The sequence below is a fragment of the Tepidisphaeraceae bacterium genome (assembly GCA_035998445.1).
In the GTDB taxonomy this organism is placed as follows: domain Bacteria; phylum Planctomycetota; class Phycisphaerae; order Tepidisphaerales; family Tepidisphaeraceae; genus DASYHQ01.
Map to the genome: position 1 here is coordinate 186,532 of DASYHQ010000013.1, position 15,765 is coordinate 202,296.

Consider the following 15,765-nt stretch of genomic DNA (forward strand, 5'->3'; position numbering starts at 1 on the left):
GGAGGCGCGCGTGCTGGAACGGATTGACATTGATGACCTGGTCGGCCGCGCGCTGGAAACGGTCGCGCAGTGCCAGCTGGATGCGCCCGGCCGCTACAAGCGGTACGCCACGGCGCCCGCTGACGGGCGGGACGACCAGCTGAACGAGTACGGCGTGGCCGATGCGGCCAACCTGCTGTACACGCTGGGTCATTTTCCGCAGCAGGATGACGATGCGACCCGGCGCGGCTTCGTCAGCACGATACGCGAATTGCAGAACGCGGAAACGGGGCTGTGGCACGAGGCGACGCACCACGATTACCACTGCACGGCCCATTGCATCGCGGCGCTGGAACTGTTCAACGCGCAGCCATTGCACAAGCTGACGTCGCTTGGATGCTACGGCACGCCCGAGGGCATCCGTGGGCTGTTGGACGGACTGAGTTGGGTCGACGCGCCGTGGCGGGAATCGCATAAGAGCGCCGGCGTGTTTGCATCGCTCCTGATCTGCGATCCACAGAACACGGCCATGCGCGATGCCTACTTCGACTGGCTCGCGCAACAGTGGGACCCGCAAACGGGACTGCTGCGCCGCGACTGCCTGCCCGGGCAGGCCGAGGGATCGCGGCCGTTGCATGAGCACATGGCTGGCACGTTCCATTACCTGTTCAACACGGAAGCCGATCACCGCCCGCTCCCGCACGCGGCCGCATTGGTCGACACGTGCTTGGAATGGCACCGCACCGGCCAAGCCGCCCAGTTCGCGCGGTCCGGCGGCTTCATCTTCATCGATTGGGTCTACTGCCTCACCCGTGCCGTCCGCCATAGCGGACACCGATTCATCGAAGCGCGGGCAGCGCTTGCAGAGGCGGCACGCGTGCACTTTGATCTGCTTCGGTCGATCGACCTAACCCAGCACCATGCGTGGACCGACCTGCACATGCTGTTCGGCTGGACGTGCGCGTGGGCAGAACTGCAAGCTGCGCTGCCGGGAATCATCCGCACGCAGCGTCCGTTGCGGTTGGTGCTGGACCGTCGACCGTTCATCTAACAGAGATCGCATTTATGCCGGACCTGAAAACCTGTGCCATTCATACGATGACCCACAAGCCCTGGTCGCTCGCCGAGTGCTGCGAGCGCTACGCGGCAGCGGACATCGGTGGCATCAGCGTGTGGCGGAACGTGATAGAACCGATCGGCATCGCCGAGGCGGCGCGGATCGTCCGGTCATCGGGACTGAAGGTTCCCGCACTCGTACGCGGCGGATTCTTCGCAGCGAACGAAGCGACAAAGCGGTCGGCGGCGATTGACGACAACAAGCGCTGCATCGACGAGGCGGCCGCCATCGGCGCTGAGATGGTCGTGCTGGTGGTGGGCGCGGTGGTCGGCATGCCGCTCGCCGACGCCCGCCGGCAGGTCGCCGAAGGCATCGGCAAGTGCATCGACTACGCGGCCTCCAACAATGTAAAACTGGCGATCGAGCCGCTTCACCCGATGTACGCCGCCGACCGGTCGTGCATTAACCGAATGAAGGAGGCGCGCCTGGTCTGCGAGCAGCTGCAATCCAAGTGGGTCGGCATCGCCTGCGACGTGTATCACGTCTGGTGGGACCCGGACCTGCAGGATGAAATTCAGTTGGCGGGCCAGCAGGGCACGCTCTTCGGCTTCCACGTCTGCGACTGGCGCCCGAACACGCGCGACCTGCTGAACGATCGTGGACTGATGGGCGAGGGTGCGATCGACATCAAGACGATCCGCGGCTGGGTGGAAGCCACCGGCTTCCGCGGGTTCAATGAAGTTGAAATCTTCTCGACCGAACGCTGGGCTGGGGATCAGGATGAGTATCTGAAGCAGATCGTTGAGGCGTACACGACGCACGTCTAATTTACCCTGTAGTGGCGACGCCTGCGTCGCGGTTGATGCGCAGCATGGAGATGGCCGGTGAAATGATTGCGGCTTCGCCGCAGGCGTCGCCACTACGATTTGCAATGAGGCCGAACGTAATCATGAAAAACAACAACGCACTTACACCTGCAGATCTCAAGCCCGCCCTCACCCGCCTATTCGAGATTGCCGGCAAGAAGGCGCGCCTGCTCGACAACGCCTGGGACCCGAAGAACGGCACGCCGGTCTTCACGGTCGACGGCAAGTACACGACGCGCGGCTGGACGGAGTGGACGCAGGGCTTCCAGTACGGTTGGCCGATCCTGGTCTACGACGTCACCGGTGAGAAGGCGATGTTGGAGTTGGGCCGGAGCAACACGCTGAAGCTTATGGCGCCGCACGTCACGCACATCGGCGTGCATGATCATGGGTTCAACAACCTCTCGACCTACGGCAACCTTCGCCGGCTGATGTTGGAGGGCCGCATCGAGCGCAACGAGTGGGAACTGAACTTCTACGAGATGGCGATCAAGGTCAGCGGCGCCGTGCAGGCGGCACGCTGGAGCGGCACGCATCCCGTACCGTCGTCGAAGTACACCGCCGGCGGGGCGGCGCTGGGATACGTCTACTCGTTCAACGGTCCGCATTCGTTGTTCGTCGACACGATGCGCACGATCCGCATCCTCGGCGTGGCGTGGCAGCTCGGGCACAAGCTGATGCACGAGAACGACAAGGCCGCCGACCTGCTGAAGCGCAGCGTGCTGCACGGGCTGACGACCAGCCAGTACGTGCTGTTCCACGGCGAAGGCAAGCACACCTACGACGTGCGCGGCCGCACGGCCCACGAGGCCGTCTTTAACCGCAACGATGGCAACTTCCGCAACCGCAGCACGCAGCAGGGTTACTCGCCGTTCAGCACGTGGACGCGCGGTCTGGCCTGGGCGATGCTGGGATATGCCGAGGAACTCGAGTTCTTCGCGTCGATCGACGATGCGACGTTCAAGGCGTCGGTCGGGTTGGACAAAGCGGCGGTCGTGAAGGTGTACGAGGCCGCGGCCAAGGCGACCTGCGACCATTACATCAACGACTGTGCCGCGGCCGACGGCATCACGTACTGGGATGACGGTGCTCCGAACCTGCACAAGCTTGGCGACTGGCAGTCGCGCGTCGCTGAGCCGTACAACGACTTCGAGCCGGTCGATTCATCCGCCAGTGCGATCGGCGCGCAGGGCCTGTTGCGCCTGGGCAAGTATCTCGGTGGTGGCGCGGGTCATGCATACACGAAGGCGGGCCTCACCGTCGCCAAGACGTTGCTGTCGGACGCATACCTGTCGACGAAGGACACGCACCAGGGCTTGCTGCTGCATTCGATCTACCACCGCCCGAACGGCTGGGACCACGTGCCCGCCGGCAGCAAGATCCCGGCCGGTGAGTCGAGCATGTGGGGCGACTATCACCTGCTGGAGTTGGGCGTCTACCTGCATCGCATGAATGAGACCGAACAGCCGTACCTGACGTTCTTCGATCCGAAGAAGGCGTAGACATTTTATACGTCATCCTGAGGTACTCCGAAGGATCTCTTTCTTCCCGAAGCGAATACGGGGAGATCCTTCGGAGTACCTCAGGATGACAGACGCTGTGAATGAGACATCTGAAAGAATCGAGAATCTATGCCTTCCAACAAACGAGTAGCCCTCATCACTGGCGGTAGCCGAGGCATTGGTTTCGGCGTGGCGATGAAGCTCGCCGAAAGCGGGTTCGACGTTGCCATCAACGGTCGGCGCGATGCGAGTGATGTCGCCGATGCGATCGCGGTGTTAGAGAAGACCGGCGCGGTGGTGCTCTACTGCCAGGCCGACGTCGCCAGCCGGGCAGATCACGAGACGATGCTGGCCGCCATCCGCGCGCGATTCGGCCGGCTCGACGTGCTGGTGAACAACGCGGGCGTCGCGCCGAGCGTGCGGGCGGACATCCTGGAGGCGGGGGAGGAAAGCTTCGATCGTCTGATCTCGATCAATCTGCGCGGCCCTTACTTCCTCACGCAGGCGGCCGCGAAGTGGATGGTCGAGCAACAGGCGGCGAGCCCGAGCAGCTTCCGCGGTTGCATCGTCAACGTTAGTTCTGTGAGCGCCACCGTCGTCAGCATCAACCGTGGCGACTACTGCATCAGCAAGGCCGGCGTCGCCATGGCGACCCAGTTGTGGGCGGCGCGGTTGGCCGAGCACAACATTGATGTGTACGAGGTTCGCCCCGGCGTGATCGCGACCGACATGACGGCCGGCGTAACTGAAAAGTACGACAAGCTGATCGCCAACGGCCTGACCGTTGAAAAGCGATGGGGCAAACCCGACGATGTCGGCAAGGCCGTCGCCATGCTGGCTCGCGGCGAACTGCCGTACGCCACGGGCCAAGTGCTGAACGTCGACGGTGGCATGACGCTGCAGCGGCTTTAAGTGTGGGAATCGGTTGAAACCGATCACGTGAAAAATGAGGGAATCATGAGTGACATCCTCTCTCAGATCGCTGCCAATCGTTTGATGCCCGTGATCGCTCTGGACGACACCGACGACGCCGCTCCGCTGGGCGATGCATTGATCGCCGGCGGTCTGCCCGTCGCCGAGATCACGTTTCGCACCGCCGCCGCGGAGGCATCTATTCGGACGATGTCGAAGATGCCGGGCATGCTGGTGGGCGCGGGAACGGTTCTGGATGTGGACACAGTGAAGCGGGCCGTCGATGCCGGCGCAAAGTTTATGGTGTCGCCCGGGTTCAGCAGCAAGGTGGTCAGCTACTGCGTCGACAATAACATCCCGATCACGCCGGGCACGGTAACGCCGACCGATATTCAGGCGGCCATCGAGCACGGCATCACGACCGTGAAATTCTTTCCCGCTGAAACGTTCGGCGGCATCAAGGCGATCAAGACGCTCGCGGCGCCGTTCGGACAGATTCGCTTTATCCCGACCGGTGGCATCACCGAGAAGCAGTTGCTCGACTACCTCGGCTTCAAGCCGGTGCTGGCCGTCGGTGGCAGTTGGTTTGTGACGAAGGACTTGATCAGCGCCAAGAAGTTCGACGAGATCACCCGCCTTACGTCGCAGGCGGTGAAGGTTGCCAAGGAAGCTCGACCATGAACATCAAATCCAAAGAGTCCTGCAAGTACGACCTGATCGCGCTCGGCGAGTGCATGATCCGTTTGTCGCCACCCGGACACGGGCGGGTTGAGTTTTCACCCACCCTCGAGGTGTGGGTGGGGGGCGGCGAATATAACGTGGCGTATGCGCTGGCGCGGCTGGGTTTGCGCACCGGTTGGATCGGTGGATTAAACACATCGCCGATGGGAAAGATCGTTCTGAACCACGGCCGATCGGTGGGCATGGACATGACCCACGCCGTCATGCGCAAGTATGACGGTTACGGTAAAATAGACCGAATTGGCCTCAATTTCACCGAAGTAGGTCACGGCAAGCGCGCCAGCACGACGCTCTACGATCGCGGCCATAGCGCCACTGCCGGCATCAAGCCGGGTGAGATCAACTGGAAGAAGCTGTTCCACGAGGACGGCGTGCGCTGGCTGCACACCGGAGGCATCTTCGCCGCGTTGTCGGCCGACACGCGCGCGGTGGTCGTCGAGGCGGTGAAGGCGGCGCACGAGGCGGGCACAATTGTCAGTTACGACCTGAACTTTCGCAGCAAGCTGTGGAGCAGCAAGGAAGCGATCGCGACGACCAAGCCGCTCGTGCCCTACATCGACTGTTTGATCGGCAACGAGGAAGACTTCGAGAAGGTGCTCGGCTACCACGCCGAGGGGGTGGACATCGAAAAGAACGAGCTCGACACCGGCGCGTTCAAGCAGATGGTCGAACACGTCGTGAAGGACTTCCCGAACGTGAAGATCGTCGGCACCACGCTGCGCGGCGTGAAGACGGCGCTCATCAACGACTGGTCCGCCATCATGTGGGCCGATGGCAAGTTCTACGACGGCCTGAGCTTCCCCGATCTTGAGATTGAGGATCGCGTGGGTGGTGGTGACGGTTTCGCCAGTGGCTTCACCTATGGCTTCCTGACGGGGCAGGAGCCGCAGCAGTGCGTCAACCTGGGTGTCGCCCACGGCGCGATGCTCATGAGCACGCGCGGCGACACAAGCCAGATCGAGCTGGACGACCTCCTTCACGTCGCCGGGGGTGGCAGCGCTCGCATCAAGCGATAAAGTGTTCGTCGCACCGGGCGAAAATGTGCTGCCCGGTCGGTTGAACGATCGCAGGAGATCACCGATGCGCGCCCTGAAGGTCAGCGACAACAAGCGTTTCCTCACGTACGCCGACGGCAAGCCGTTCTTCTACCTGGCCGACACCGCGTGGGAACTATTCCATCGGCTCGACCGCGCGCAGACGCTGCGCTACCTCACCGATCGCGCCGCAAAGGGGTTCACAGTCATTCAAGCCGTCGTGCTGGCCGAGATCGACGGGCTGAACACGCCGAACATGCAGGGCCACCGGCCGTTGCACGACAACGACCCGACGCGTCTAGATGAGGCCTACTTTGCGGACGTGGATTGGGTGGTCGATACCGCGGCGTCGCTTGGGCTGTACATCGGCATGCTGCCCACCTGGGGCGACAAGTGGAACAAGAAGTGGGGCATCGGCCCGGAGATCTTCACGCCCGACAACGCCTACACGTTCGGCCTTTGGCTCGGCCGGCGCTACCGCGACAAGCCCATCATCTGGATCACCGGTGGCGACCGCCCAGTGGAAACGGACCTGCATCGGGAAATCGTCACGCGCATGGCAAATGGCCTGCGTGACGGCGACGGGGGCCGCAACCTGGTCTCGTTTCACCCGACGGGTGGCCGCGCGTCGAGCGAGGTGTTTCATGCGGAGCCGTGGCTCGACTTCAACATGTGGCAGAGCGGCCACGGGCGCAATGCGGCCAATTACGAGAAGATCAGTTCGGACTACGACCGTCGCGATCCGGTAAAGCCCGTGCTGGACGCCGAACCGGGCTACGAGGATCACCCATCCGCGTTCAAGCTCGACAACGGTTATCTGGACCAGTACGACGTACGGAAAAGCCTCTACTGGTCGCTGTTCGCCGGCGCGTGTGGGTACACGTACGGGTGCCACCCGATATGGCAATTCTGGCAGTCCGGCCGCGAACCCAGGGGTTATTGCCGCACGCACTGGGAAGACGCGTTGCACCTGCCTGGCAGCGGCCAGATGCGGCACGCACGGGCGCTGTTGGAATCGCGACCGTTCCTGTCGCGCGTGCCGGATCAGTCGCTGATCGTGTCGGAACAACGGGAGGGCTCGCACCACCAGCAGGCCACGCTCGATGCGAAAGGTCGTTACGCGATGATCTACTGCCCGTACTATGATCATCCGACGATCGACTTGGCCAAGCTGTCGAATCGCGATCCCGTCGCGTACTGGTTCGACCCGCGCACCGGCACCGCTGCGACCACCTCACCCATCAAGCGTCAGGGCAATCACGCGACATACCCGACCCCGTATGGTGGGCCGGACTGGGTGCTGGTGTTGGATGATCCCGCCTGCAACTTCCCCCGGCCCGGCGCGGCGGTGACGGAGATCTTATAGCGCGCATAAGACGAATATTGTGCGGCGAGACCGATTGCACGCAACAGGTCCCTCCGCTGGCGAAACTTCGCACAAGCGCCAAAAAGTGCCAAACTGTCGTATTTCGCGAGGGTATTTTCACCCTATTTCAGCCAGAAATAGCGTATTTTGATCCACTTCTTGACAGCAGCAGTTATGATGCTATTATAGCACCATGCTCCCCGCACAGCCGAACCAGTCGCTGATCGATGGTCTCGCCTGCCTGCAAGCGCTGGCTACGGCGGTTGGGCCGATCGGCTCGCGCCAGATGGCGCGCGACCTGGGCATGGAGCCGACCCGCGTCAACCGTCTCCTGAAGACGCTCGCCCACCTCGGTATCGCCCAGCAGACCGCCGACCGGCAGTACGTGCCGGGGTCGGGCATGCACGTGCTGGCGGCGCAGGCGATCTTCGGGTCGGGCCTGCTGCGCCGCGCGACCCAACCGTTGAATCACCTTCGCCGGCACAAGTTGTCGATCGCGCTCGGCGTGCTGTGGCGCGACCAGGTGAGCTACCTCTACCACGCGTCGCCCGGCACCAGCGACAGCGAGGCGATCGGGCGCGTGGGCCTGTACCCGGCCACGCGGTCCAGCATCGGCCTCGTGCTGCTGTCGCAGTTGCCAACGGCCGACGTGCGCGCGCTGTACCGCACTCGTTCCATTCCCAACTATCCTGAGGGCATGGCCGCGCTTCTGGCTGATCTTGCCGCGGTCCAACAGAGCGGCTTCGCGGTGGTGCGACCGGACGAGGCCCACCCGACCCGCACGGTGGCCGTCGCCATTCCCGATAGCGCGGCCGCCATCGCGTTGTCCGGGGCGATCGCCGACGGCGCCCTTCACGAACTTCATCAATCCTTACGCGATGCGGCGGAACGCATCGCGGTGTCACCTTCCACTTAGGACCCGTAACCCGTATGTCACACTCAAACGTTCCCGCCAGCTTTAGCGGCGTCGTGCCCAGCCTTGCACAGGTGGGCGATCTCGGCCCACCCCGCAGCGAATGCGGCGTGGGTTGCCTGATGCCGTGGGCCGGCAAGCTCTACGTGCTGAACTACAACTCGCACAAGGAGCGCAGTGGCCGCGGCGTCAGCCTGCGACGCATCTCGGCGGACATGACGATGGAGATCGTCCCCGAGACGCGCGGCGTCGACGGTACCTACACCAACCGCTTCGTCCACTTCAAAAGCAACCAGATCGTCATCGGCCCCCACGTGATCGACGAGCGGCACAACGTCCGCACGATCAAGATGCTGCAGCCGCTGCGCATCTGCGGCACCACGTGGCACCTGACCGACCCCGACAAGGTCTACGTGCTGGCGATGGAGGGCGAGGTGTTTGAGCTGAACATGGTCACGCTGGAATGCGTGCAGGTCTTCGATTTGCAGAAGGAGCTCAGCACCGAGAAGGAGGGCATGGTCCACTTCAAGGACTGCTACTGCCACTTCGGCAAGTTCGTCGTCTGTTCGAACGAGTACAACGAGAACGACTGGAAGGGCACGCGGTCGCAGGGCCGCCTGGCCGAGTACGACGGCAAAGCGTGGAACATCATCGAACGCAAGCCCTTCATTGGTTTCGGCGGCCGCGGCACGTTCGCGCCCACGATCTTCTCGAACGGGTGGGATCAGGCCTCGGCCATCCTGAAGGTCTACACGAAGGCGGATGACAAGTGGACGACGTACCGCCTGCCCAAGGCGTCGCACTGCTTCGATCACAAGTGGCAGACCGAATGGCCGCGCATTCGCGAGGTGGAGCACGAGCGGTACCTCATGGACCACCACGGCATGTTCTACGAGCTGTCCCCGTGGGCGTACGGCGGGCGCATCTGGGGCGTGCGGCCGATCAGCACGCACCTCTGGGTGCTCGGTGACTTCTGCAGTTGGCGCGGCATGCTCGTCATGGGCGCTGACAACGCCAGCCCGAGCAACGGCGAGAACCCCACGACCGCCGAGCCGCAGAGCGGCCTGTGGTTCGGCAAGACCGACGACCTCTGGAACCTCGGTAAGCCCAAGGGCTGGGGCGGCCCGTGGTGGGAGACGAAGGTCACCGCCAACGAGCCCAGCGACCCGTACCTCATGACCGGCTTCGATCAGAAGTGCATCCACCTGACCGCCGACACGGCCAATGTCGACTTCGCGATCGAGGTCGACTTCATGGGTCACGGCGTCTTCAAGCCGTACATGACGCTGCGCACTGGCGATGCCAACTACGTCCAGCATACGTTCCCCTCCGGCTTCAGCGCCCACTGGGTGCGCGTCGTCAGCAGCAAGGGCTGCACCGCAACCGCACAGCTGCACTACACCTAGGCCCTGTGCGCCTTTTCGTGTGATCGTGTAGCTATCCGTCGCCCTGCCAGGGGATTGCTGGCAGGGCGACGTTATTTCACGCGCTTGGCAATTTGTCGCGACGAGAAGCGAAGGCAGTCTCAGGAATACAATCCGTTGGATGGACGATCTGATCACCAGCACCGAGAACGGCCTCTATTGCCCGGCCGGTGATTTTCATATCGATGCCTGGGGATCGGTCGGCCGAAACATCGTCACGCATGGCCATTCTGACCACGCGCGCTTCGGCGCCGCCAGCTACCTTTGCACCCGCCAGTCGGCGCCCATTCTTCAGAAGCGACTCGGCGACGTCTCGATCGACGCGCGCGATTATGGCGACGTGATCGACATCAACGGCGTTCGCGTCAGCCTTCACCCGGCGGGGCACATCCTGGGATCGGCACAGGTGCGCATCGAACATCGCGGGCAGATCTGCGTGGCAAGCGGCGACTACAAGCGGCAGCCCGACCCGACGTGTGCGCCGTTCGAACCCATTCGCTGTCACACGTTCATCACCGAGTGTACGTTCGGCCTGCCGATCTTCCACTGGACCGATCCCACCATCGTAATGGCCGACATCAACGCGTGGTGGCGGGACAACCACGCCGCCGGGCGCACCAGTATGTTGGCGGCCTATTCGCTCGGGAAAGCGCAGCGTGTACTGGCAGGATTGGATGCATCGACTGGCCCCATCCTGTTGCACGGTGCGGTGGTGCCGCTCGTCGAGTTGTACCGGCAGGCGGGCGTCACGCTGCCGCCCACCGAACACGCCAGTGTCGAGAACGCGAAGCTGCATCGTGGCCGCGCGTTCGTGATCGCGCCGCCCGGTGCGCTGAACTCGACATGGGTGCGCAAATTTGCTCCGTTCTCGCTTGGGGCCGCATCTGGCTGGATGCGCGTGCGGGGCTTTCGACGCCGTAAGGCGGCAGACCGGGGGTTCGTGCTGTCCGACCATGTCGACTTCGACGCGCTGCTGCAGACGATCAAGGAGACCGGCGCAGAACACGTGATGGCCACCCACGGCTACACGACCGTGCTCGCACGCCTGTTGAACGACCGCGGCCAACGCTGCACGATTATCAACACGCGCTTCGGCGACGACGAGGACGAGCCAATCGAACCGGCCGCCCTCGCCGAGAGCGAGGGGGCAGCTTGAAACGCTTCACCGAGCTCTTTCAGCAGCTGGACGCCACCACCCGCACGAGCGAGAAGGTCGAGGCGATGCAGCGGTACTTCCGCGAAGCGCCACCCGCCGACGCTGCCTGGGCGGTGTACGTGCTGGCGGGCCGCACGGTCGGCAAGGCGATCGCGTCGCGCAAGCTGCGCGAGTGGGCGTCGGAAGCATCGGGCCACCCGGCGTGGTTGGTCGACGAGAGCTATCACGTTGTGGGCGACCTTTCCGAGACGCTGTCGCTGATCGTTCCGGGTGCAACGGATGGTGAAGCTGCGCCATCGCTTCACGACATCTGTGACGGCCGGCTGCGGCCCCTCGGACAGATGACGCAGGAACAACAGCGGGCGACGATCGAGGCCACCTGGGCGCAGCTGAGCGCCGAGCAGCGCCTCGTCTTCCATAAACTGCTGGGCGGCGAGTTCCGCATCGGCGTGTCGAAATTGCTGCTGGTGCGGGCGCTGGCGGGCGTGGCCGGCGTCGAGCCCGCGGTCGTTACGCACCGCTTGTCAGGCAGCTGGATGCCCACGGCGGAGGCGATGGTGCAGTTGCTTTCGCCGCACGAGGAGGGATCGCCGACCGCGCGCGGGCTGCCGTACCCGTTCATGCTCGCCAACCCGTTCCACGAGCCGTTGGGTGAGACGCTGGGATCAATTGCGGACTGGCAGATCGAGTGGAAGTGGGACGGCATTCGGGCGCAGATCCTTCGGCGTGCCGGGCAGATCGCGATCTGGTCGCGCGGCGACGAACTGATCACCAGCGCGTTTCCCGAACTCGTGCAAGCGGCCAGCGCGCTGCCGGAGGGTACCGTGCTGGATGGGGAAATTCTCGCGTGGGACCGTGAACGGCCGTTGCCATTCCTGACGCTTCAGCAGCGCATCAATCGGAAGAACGTCGAGATGAGCTTCTGGCCCGACGTGCCGGTGATCTTCATCGCGTTCGACATGCTGGAACGGGATGGGATTGATGTGCGTACCTCGCCGCTTGCCGATCGCCGGGCAATGCTGGAAGCGTTGGTGCCGCCATCGGACAAGCCGCAGTTGATTCGGCTCGCCGAGCCGTTGCGATTCGAATCGTGGGATGCGATTACGCGTCAGTTGGACGATTGCCGCAAGCAGGGCACTGAGGGCGTGATGCTGAAGCAGCGGTCGTCGGCTTACGTGCCGGGCCGGCCAACCGGGTTGTGGTGGAAGAAGAAGATCGACCCGTACACGATGGACGCCGTCCTGATCGCCGCCGAGCCCGGCCGCGGCCGGCGTGCGGGATTGTTGAGCGCCTATACGTTCGGCGTGTGGGACGAACAGCGCAAGCTTGTGCCGATCACCAAAGCCTACAGCGGCCTGACCGACCAGGAGATGGCCGAGGTAGATCGCTTTGCGCGCAAGCACACGCTGGCGCGGCATGGGCCGGTGCATTCGGTCGAGCCGCTACTTGTCTTTGAGATCGGCTTCGAAGCGATCCAGCAATCCACGCGGCACAAGTCCGGCATCGCGGTGCGCTTCCCACGCATGCTGCGGATGCGCAAGGACAAAGCCGCTGCCGATGCGGATACGCTCGCGACGATGAGGGACCTGCTGCGAACCGCGGAGACGATGCGATGACGCAGGCTTTAACAGCCATCGCCAGCGGCCGCCAGCGCGTGCGCGAATGGTTCGCGTCGCTCGGCCGCACGCCGTTTCCGTTTCAGGAGGCGGCCTGGGAGGCATACGTGCTGGGCCAGAGCGGCCTCATTCACGCGCCGACGGGGAACGGCAAGACATTGGCCGCGGCGCTGGGGCCGATGATCGAGGCGATCGACGCTGGCGCCGAGAAGCAGCCACCGCTTACGCTGTTGTGGATTACGCCGTTGCGTGCGCTGGCAAGCGATACAGCGGCGTCGCTTCACACGGCGGTGGACGGACTAAACCTGCCGTGGAAAGTCGAGCTGCGCACGTCCGACACAACCGCCGCCGCGCGTAAACGGCAGAAGACACGCCTGCCGACGGTGCTCGTCACCACGCCCGAAAGTTTGTCGCTGTTGATCTCGTACCCCGACGCGCGGGAGCGGTTCGCGCACCTGCGATGCATCGTCGCCGACGAATGGCACGAGCTGATGGGCAACAAACGTGGCGTGCAGGCGCAACTGGCAATGGCCCACCTGAAGGCGATCCAGCCCGCGATGCGCGTGTGGGGCCTGTCGGCCACCATCGGCAACATGGACGACGCCGTCGCCACTCTCGTCGGCCCGGCCGGCGCCGCGACCGCGGTGCGCATCGATGCGCCCGATTATAAGCAGATCGACCTCCACAGCCTCCTGCCCGAGCGCATCGAGCGCTTCCCCTGGACCGGCCACCTCGGCACGCGCATGACTGAACCCGTCGCCCGCGCGATCGAGTCGGCCGGCAGCACGCTCCTCTTCACCAATACGCGCTCGCAGTCAGAGCTCTGGTTCCGCGCGCTGCTGACCGCGCGGCCAGAATGGGTGGGCGAGATGGCGATCCATCACGGGTCGATAGACCGCAAGCTCCGACAGACGGTCGAAAGCATGCTGCGCGAGGGCAAGCTTAGGGCGGTGGTCTGCACGTCCAGCCTGGACCTCGGCGTCGATTTCTGGCCGGTCGACCAAGTGATTCAGATTGGCGGCCCGAAGGGCATCGCGCGCATCATGCAGCGGGCGGGTCGCAGTGGTCATCGACCGGGCGAGGCCAGCCGAATCGTCTGCGTGCCAACCCAGGCGATGGAATTGATCGAGTACTCCGCCGCACGGCTCGGCATTCAACAGCGGGCGACCGAATCGCGCGAGCCGATCGTGTTACCATTGGACGTGCTGGCGCAGCACGTGGTTACGGTGGCCGCGGGCGATGGATTCGTCGAATCGGAACTGCTGGCTGAGGTGCGCCGCACGCATGCGTTCGAGGCCATCACCGATGAGCAGTGGGGCTGGGTAATGGACTTCGCGCAGCGCGGCGGCCCAAGCCTGACGGCGTATCCCCACTTCGCCCGTGTTCGCCTGGAGGGTAATCGCTGGGTGACCGCGTCGGATGCCACGGCCCGCATGCATCGGATGAGCATCGGCACGATCACGTCGGATGGTGCCGTTTCGGTTCAGTTCGTCACGGGCAGGCATCTCGGCAGCGTTGAAGAATCGTTCGCAGCGAAGTTGAAGGCCGGAGACACGTTTACGTTTGCCGGCCGCACGGTGCAGTTCGTGCGCCTGCACGACATGACGATCCAGGTACGGCTGGCTACGACGAAACGGGGTACCGTGCCCCGTTGGATGGGTGGGAAGCTGCCGATGTCGGCAAGCCTCGCCAAGGCCCTACGCGTGAGGCTGGACGAGGCGGCCGGCGGCCAGTTCGTGGACGCGGAGATGCAGCACGTTCGCCCGATTCTCGAGCTGCAGGCGCGGTGGTCGCAACTGCCGAGGATGAGCGAGGTGCTGATCGAGACGACGCGAACGCGCGATGGTCACCATCACTTCCTGTACACCATGCAGGGCCGGCTGGCGCACGAAGGGCTGGCGGCGCTGTTGACGTATCGGCTTGGCGAAGGTCGGCCGATCACGGCCACGTTCAACGACCTGGGGATCGAGTTACTATCGCCCGTACCACTTGCGGAAACTGCAGAGCAATGGCGTGCTGCGCTGTCGGCAGAGCGGCTACTGGAAGACGTGATGGCTTGCCTGAACACCGGTGAACTGGCCAAGCGGCACTTCCGCGAGATCGCGCGCATCGCGGGATTGCTGGTGCCGCAACGGCCAGGCGCGCATCGGAGCGTGCGTCAGCTGCAGGCGTCCAGCGGGTTATTTTACGACGTCTTCTCCGAGTTCGACCCGCAGAACCTGCTGCTGGAACAGGCGCGTAGAGAGGTGCTGCAACAACAGCTTGAGTTCACGCGGCTAAGCGGCGCACTACGCGACCTTGGCGACCGTTCGTTGATCCTGTCCTCTCCAGCCCGGCTTACACCGTTGGCCTTTCCGTTGTGGGCCGAGCGCATTCAATCACAGCAGCTGCGATCGGAGAGCGCCAGCGCGCGCATCGAACGCGTCGCCCGCCAACTGGAGGCCGCCGCCGACGCGGACGGGGGATGATGAAACTGCCGGGATCACTCCCCTATCGGCATGGGCCGGCCGAGCTGGTGCTGTTGCCGCAGCACGCCATCTGGTGGCCGGCGATGCGGGCGCTGGTCGTCGCCGACGTGCATTTGGGGAAGGGTACGGCCTTTCGTGCGTTGGGCGTGCCGGTGCCAATCGGCAGCAGCGCGAAAGATCTGGATCGACTGAGTTCGCTCCTCCAGGCGACGGCGGCCGAGCACCTCTTCATCCTTGGCGACCTCATCCATGGCCGGCGCTCGCACCAGCCAGAGTTGCATGAAACCATGTACACGTGGCGAGCAACGCACGCGAAGGTGAACATCCTGTTGATCCGCGGCAACCATGACGAACGGGCTGGCCGACTGCCGGCCGATCTCCGAATAGATGAGCTCGGTCCTCAACTTGTCGATGGTCTCATGCTGCGACACGATCCGGCGCCCGATAATTCGGGTGAGTACGTGCTGGCGGGTCATGTGCATCCGGTGATCGCTCTGCGGGATTTCGATCGGTCGCAAGTCGTCTTGCCGTGCTTTGCGTTTGGCCGCGATGGGGTGGGTATCTTACCTGCATTCGGTTCTTTCACGGGTGGCCACCGCATTGATCGCGAAGATGGTCAAACCTGCTTCGCATGTGCGGCCGGGCGGGTGCTGAAGATCAGCTGACGACCTCTAACCGTACTTCGCAGTTCGCCGCAACACTTTGCTTACGGCTGAGCCCGAATTCGTGCG

Annotated in this window: 13 protein-coding genes; all 13 read left to right on the top strand. The window is 63.8% G+C overall.

Going from position 1 to position 15,765, the window contains the following annotated elements:
- The first annotated feature begins 10 nt into the window (after positions 1–10).
- Complete coding sequence (locus VGN72_04100; GenBank protein HEV7298523.1) at positions 11–1,030, top strand: hypothetical protein; 1,020 nt, start codon at positions 11–13, stop codon at positions 1,028–1,030.
- Positions 1,031–1,044: 14 nt separating this feature from the next.
- Positions 1,045–1,863, top strand: coding sequence for a sugar phosphate isomerase/epimerase family protein (locus VGN72_04105; protein HEV7298524.1), 819 nt, complete (start codon positions 1,045–1,047; stop codon positions 1,861–1,863).
- Positions 1,864–1,985: 122 nt separating this feature from the next.
- Positions 1,986–3,404, top strand: coding sequence for a hypothetical protein (locus VGN72_04110; GenBank protein HEV7298525.1), 1,419 nt, complete (start codon positions 1,986–1,988; stop codon positions 3,402–3,404).
- A gap of 129 nt (positions 3,405–3,533) precedes the next feature.
- The gene (locus VGN72_04115; GenBank protein ID HEV7298526.1) at positions 3,534–4,316 is read left to right on the top strand and encodes a 3-ketoacyl-ACP reductase; all 783 of its coding nucleotides are present in this window, start codon (positions 3,534–3,536) and stop codon (positions 4,314–4,316) included.
- 45 nt (positions 4,317–4,361) lie between these two features.
- Positions 4,362–4,997 carry a bifunctional 4-hydroxy-2-oxoglutarate aldolase/2-dehydro-3-deoxy-phosphogluconate aldolase gene (gene eda / locus VGN72_04120; protein ID HEV7298527.1) on the top strand — a complete coding sequence of 212 codons (636 nt, stop codon included), beginning with the start codon at positions 4,362–4,364 and terminating at the stop codon, positions 4,995–4,997.
- Positions 4,994–6,073, top strand: a complete 1,080-nt coding sequence (locus tag VGN72_04125; protein ID HEV7298528.1) for a sugar kinase — start codon at positions 4,994–4,996, stop codon at positions 6,071–6,073. Before eda ends, VGN72_04125 begins: the two co-directional genes overlap by 4 nt.
- 64 nt (positions 6,074–6,137) lie before the next feature.
- Complete coding sequence (locus VGN72_04130; GenBank protein ID HEV7298529.1) at positions 6,138–7,457, top strand: glycoside hydrolase family 140 protein; 1,320 nt, start codon at positions 6,138–6,140, stop codon at positions 7,455–7,457.
- Between the two features lie 193 nt (positions 7,458–7,650).
- A complete protein-coding gene (locus tag VGN72_04135; GenBank protein HEV7298530.1) occupies positions 7,651–8,373 on the top strand; it encodes a helix-turn-helix domain-containing protein in 723 nt (240 codons plus the stop codon).
- A gap of 14 nt (positions 8,374–8,387) precedes the next feature.
- Entirely contained in the window at positions 8,388–9,776 is a 1,389-nt protein-coding gene (locus tag VGN72_04140) for a hypothetical protein (GenBank protein HEV7298531.1), read from the top strand.
- A 139-nt stretch (positions 9,777–9,915) separates the two neighbouring features.
- Positions 9,916–10,950 carry a ligase-associated DNA damage response exonuclease gene (locus VGN72_04145; protein HEV7298532.1) on the top strand — a complete coding sequence of 345 codons (1,035 nt, stop codon included), beginning with the start codon at positions 9,916–9,918 and terminating at the stop codon, positions 10,948–10,950.
- The gene (locus VGN72_04150) at positions 10,947–12,566 is read left to right on the top strand and encodes an ATP-dependent DNA ligase (GenBank protein ID HEV7298533.1); all 1,620 of its coding nucleotides are present in this window, start codon (positions 10,947–10,949) and stop codon (positions 12,564–12,566) included. The genes VGN72_04145 and VGN72_04150 overlap by 4 nt, the downstream gene beginning before the upstream one ends.
- On the top strand, positions 12,563–15,034 hold the full coding sequence (locus VGN72_04155; protein ID HEV7298534.1) for a ligase-associated DNA damage response DEXH box helicase: 2,472 nt from the start codon (positions 12,563–12,565) through the stop codon (positions 15,032–15,034). The genes VGN72_04150 and VGN72_04155 overlap by 4 nt, the downstream gene beginning before the upstream one ends.
- On the top strand, positions 15,031–15,699 hold the full coding sequence (pdeM, locus tag VGN72_04160) for a ligase-associated DNA damage response endonuclease PdeM (protein ID HEV7298535.1): 669 nt from the start codon (positions 15,031–15,033) through the stop codon (positions 15,697–15,699). The genes VGN72_04155 and pdeM overlap by 4 nt, the downstream gene beginning before the upstream one ends.
- The last annotated feature ends 66 nt before the right edge of the window (positions 15,700–15,765 follow it).

What these genes read in the sequence shown, in the direction of transcription:
- VGN72_04105 (HEV7298524.1), top strand. Translation starts at nt 1,045, where the DNA reads ATGCCGGACCTGAAAACCTGTGCCATTCATACGATGACCCACAAGCCC.
- eda (HEV7298527.1), top strand. Translation starts at nt 4,362, where the DNA reads ATGAGTGACATCCTCTCTCAGATCGCTGCCAATCGTTTGATGCCCGTG.
- VGN72_04115 (HEV7298526.1), top strand. Translation starts at nt 3,534, where the DNA reads ATGCCTTCCAACAAACGAGTAGCCCTCATCACTGGCGGTAGCCGAGGC.
- VGN72_04110 (HEV7298525.1), top strand. Translation starts at nt 1,986, where the DNA reads ATGAAAAACAACAACGCACTTACACCTGCAGATCTCAAGCCCGCCCTC.
- VGN72_04130 (HEV7298529.1), top strand. Translation starts at nt 6,138, where the DNA reads ATGCGCGCCCTGAAGGTCAGCGACAACAAGCGTTTCCTCACGTACGCC.
- VGN72_04140 (HEV7298531.1), top strand. Translation starts at nt 8,388, where the DNA reads ATGTCACACTCAAACGTTCCCGCCAGCTTTAGCGGCGTCGTGCCCAGC.
- VGN72_04155 (HEV7298534.1), top strand. Translation starts at nt 12,563, where the DNA reads ATGACGCAGGCTTTAACAGCCATCGCCAGCGGCCGCCAGCGCGTGCGC.
- pdeM (HEV7298535.1), top strand. Translation starts at nt 15,031, where the DNA reads ATGATGAAACTGCCGGGATCACTCCCCTATCGGCATGGGCCGGCCGAG.
- VGN72_04145 (HEV7298532.1), top strand. Translation starts at nt 9,916, where the DNA reads ATGGACGATCTGATCACCAGCACCGAGAACGGCCTCTATTGCCCGGCC.
- VGN72_04125 (HEV7298528.1), top strand. Translation starts at nt 4,994, where the DNA reads ATGAACATCAAATCCAAAGAGTCCTGCAAGTACGACCTGATCGCGCTC.
- VGN72_04135 (HEV7298530.1), top strand. Translation starts at nt 7,651, where the DNA reads ATGCTCCCCGCACAGCCGAACCAGTCGCTGATCGATGGTCTCGCCTGC.